This is a genomic window from Porphyromonas sp. CAG:1061, assembly GCF_000435035.1.
Taxonomy (GTDB): domain Bacteria; phylum Bacteroidota; class Bacteroidia; order Bacteroidales; family Porphyromonadaceae; genus Porphyromonas_A; species Porphyromonas_A somerae.
In genome coordinates, this window is sequence record NZ_HF988857.1 from 9,693 (window position 1) to 12,982 (window position 3,290).

Annotated in this window: 2 protein-coding genes and 1 pseudogene; all 3 read right to left on the reverse strand. The window is 51.7% G+C overall.

What is annotated here, in order from left to right; genetic code table 11:
* Positions 1-693 (reverse strand): annotated as a pseudogene (locus QVO39_RS01395) (endonuclease MutS2); the annotation flags it as partial.
* 9 nt (positions 694-702) lie between these two features.
* Positions 703-2,022, reverse strand: coding sequence for an RIP metalloprotease RseP (rseP, locus tag QVO39_RS01400; RefSeq protein WP_021902705.1), 1,320 nt, complete (start codon positions 2,020-2,022; stop codon positions 703-705).
* Positions 2,023-2,031: 9 nt separating this feature from the next.
* Positions 2,032-3,186, reverse strand: a complete 1,155-nt coding sequence (locus QVO39_RS01405) for a 1-deoxy-D-xylulose-5-phosphate reductoisomerase (RefSeq protein ID WP_021902706.1) — start codon at positions 3,184-3,186, stop codon at positions 2,032-2,034.
* Between the last annotated feature and the right edge of the window lie 104 nt (positions 3,187-3,290).

Sequence of the window (3,290 nt, forward strand, 5' to 3'; positions counted from 1 at the left end):
CTCCGGCTCCATATAGAGCGTGCGGCCTGTGGACGACTCCTCATGCACAATGCCACCGATCTCTCGCTTTGCCGAAGGGATAATGGGGAGGAGCAAACGACCATCTCGCATAGCTGGTGTAGCATCTTTCTCCACCCAACCAGCTGCTTTGGCCTCTCTGAGGATGCTCTGCATCGTTTGACCGATAGAGCCTTGTAACTGTCGCAGTTCGCTCCTAATCGCCCTTAGCTCCTTACTCGCTGTATCCTTGATCTCCCCCGCATCATCAATCAGGTTGTGCAGTCTCCGTCTCAGGTCCACCAGATCGTCCAAACCCATGGCTAGCTCAGAGAGGTTAGGGTACTCTTCATTCTCCGCCAACGCCCTCTTCGTCTCCACTACCGCAATGAGTAGCTCCCGAAGCGGACGCAACGACTCCACCTCGAGGTAACTCCCCTCTGGACGAAGAGAGCGGAGGGCATCTCTAAGCGGGCCAAACCTAAAGCTAGGGATGTCCACACCCGAAGCCGTGAATTGGATCATCTCACCGAGCTGTTCCAATCGGCTATGAAGTGCTTTGCCTGCCTGCATAAAGCCCATCTGCTTCGTGAGGAATTGGCTCACCTCGTTATCGCAAAGGGCATAGAGGTCGTGCCGAAGTGTAGTGAACTCCAGCTTCTGCTCTACTATTTCAAATGCTTTATTGACCGCCACTTGACCTCCCTATAGTAAAAATCTAATCACATCGTTGATATTGGCATAGAGTACCAAAAGGATCAATAAAATCATGCCAAATATCTGAAGTCTCGTCTGCCACTTGAGTGAGGGGGCTCGGCCGGTGATCGCCTCGTAGATTAAAAACATAATGTGGCCGCCATCCAATCCAGGGATAGGGAGGATATTCATCACCGCCAATATCACCGAGAGAAAAGCGGTCATCGCCCAAAAGGCGTGCCAATCTATCGTGGAAGGGAATAGGCTTCCTAAGGTGCCAAAGCCACCAAGGCTCTGTGCCCCTTCGGGAGTGGCTACATACTTCAGTTGGTCGGTGTAGTTAGTCAATTGCTTGCCCGCTTCACGCACTCCTACTGGGATCGACTCCAATAGTCCGTACTCTAGTTTTTCGGTCTTGAATAGTTTCGTTGGGGGCGTAAAAGCGATACCAATCCCTTGCTCCTTATCTACGTAGCTACGAATCTCTTTTTGAGCACCTCCGCGTATGATAGAGAGGGAGATGGTATCCCCTCTCAGCTCCTTGATCTTGGGGAGTACCAGGGAAAGCCGATTCATCGCTTCGCCATTGATTGCCATAATCTCATCACCACGCTGAAGCCCTGCTGCAGCCCCCGCACTACTCGGCACAATGGAATCGATGCGAGCCGGTAGATCCATGGCGAAAAAGGGCTCTTTGCTCACCAATACTGCCCTCATAAAGTCCACAGGAATGGCCACCTCTACCCGCTTGCCTTCACGCTCCACGGTGAGGGTCTCCCCATTGGCAATCTCTTGCAGAATGGAGCCCTCAAAGTAGGCGAGCTCTTTGCCATCTACTGCTACCGGGAGGTCGCCATCTTGCAATCCCATTTGATGCCCTACGCTGGAGTACTTCAAGCAGCTATCCACCTCCTTCATCGGTAGCTTCTCCACGCCCCAATGGTAGGCAATGCCACCATAGATGAGCATGGCTAGTAGCACATTAAAGAGTACACCCCCCACCATAACGAGAAACCTTTGCCACACCGGTTTGCTCCTAAATTCCCAAGGCTTTGGCTCACTCTCTAGCCCCTCTAGAGCCAGAGACTCATCCACCATGCCATTGATTTTGCAGTAACCGCCGAGGGGCAACCAGCCCACACCGTATTCTGTCTCGCTTCGCTTCGGACGGAACCGAAAGAGTGCTTTGCCCCCTACGTCGAAGAATAAGAAAAACTTATCCACTCTGATCTTGAAAAGGCGAGCAAAGAGGAAGTGCCCCAACTCATGCACCGTTACCAGTATGGATAGAGCTAATAGTAGCTGTATTACTTTTAGTAGTATCCCCATATTTTTAATCTAAATCCCTTCGTACCACGCTTGTGCAATGGCTCTTGCTTGGCCATCTGCCTCCGCAAGGATTGCTAGGCTAGAGGCATTTCGCTCAGGAGCCACCTCCATGGTATGCTTGATGATGCGTGGAATGTCTGTAAATCGTATCTTCCCTTGCAAAAAGCGCTCTACCGCCACCTCATTGGCTGCATTCATGGTGCAAGGACTAGTGCCTCCCCTTTCAAGAGCCTCGTAAGCAAGTGAGAGGCAAGGGAAGTCGTCTCGGCGTGGTGCCTCCAGAGTGAGGTGGCTCATCTGCTCCACTGTGAGTAGTGGGCGAGCTCCCTCTAGCCTTTGCGGATAAAGCAAGGCGTAGGCAATAGGGTGCCGCATATCGGGGTAGGAGAGCTGTGCTTTGATGCTGCCATCTCGGTAGCCCACCATAGAGTGGATGATACTTTGGCGGTGCACCACTACCTCAATAGCACTAGCAGGTACATTGAATAGGTGGTGTGCCTCAATCATCTCCAGCCCCTTATTCATCATAGTGGCGGAGTCAATGGTCACCTTAGGTCCCATATTCCAGTTGGGATGCTTTAGAGCCATCTCGGGGGTCACCTCCCGAAGTGCTTCCTTGGGCAGATCCACAAAGGGGCCACCCGAAGCGGTGAGATAGATTTTCTCCACCGCACTCATCTGCTCCCCTTGCAGGCATTGGTAGATGGCGGAGTGCTCCGAATCTACAGGGAGGATTAGTGACCCATGCTGCCGACAAAGTTGCTTGATCAATTCACCTGCTACCACCAGAGTCTCTTTATTGGCAAGGGCAATGGTACGACCACTCTCTATGGCACTGATGGTGGGCTCTAGCCCGGCAAAACCTACCATAGCGGTCAGCACCATATCGGCATCAATTGATCCTGCTAGCTCTACGATCGCCTCCCTTCCTGCTAGTACCTCAATATCTAGCCCCTTGAGGGCTTTCTTCAGCTCCTTTTCGTGTGCTTTATTGCCAATAGCGACTACTGCGGGGTTGAACTTCTTTGCCTGCTCTACCAAGGCATCCACACTATTATTGGCCACTAGGGCGTGTACCCTTAGTTGGTCAGAATGTTGCTCCACCACTTCAAGGGCCTGCGTGCCAATGGAACCAGTAGAGCCAAGTATCGTTACACTTCTCATATCTTTCTATACAATTTGCCCCAATCTACGAGACAAGGACAAAGTTACCAAATTCTCCCGACCTATCTAGCTCATCGTTTGCTCTAAACAGGGGTTACGCATTA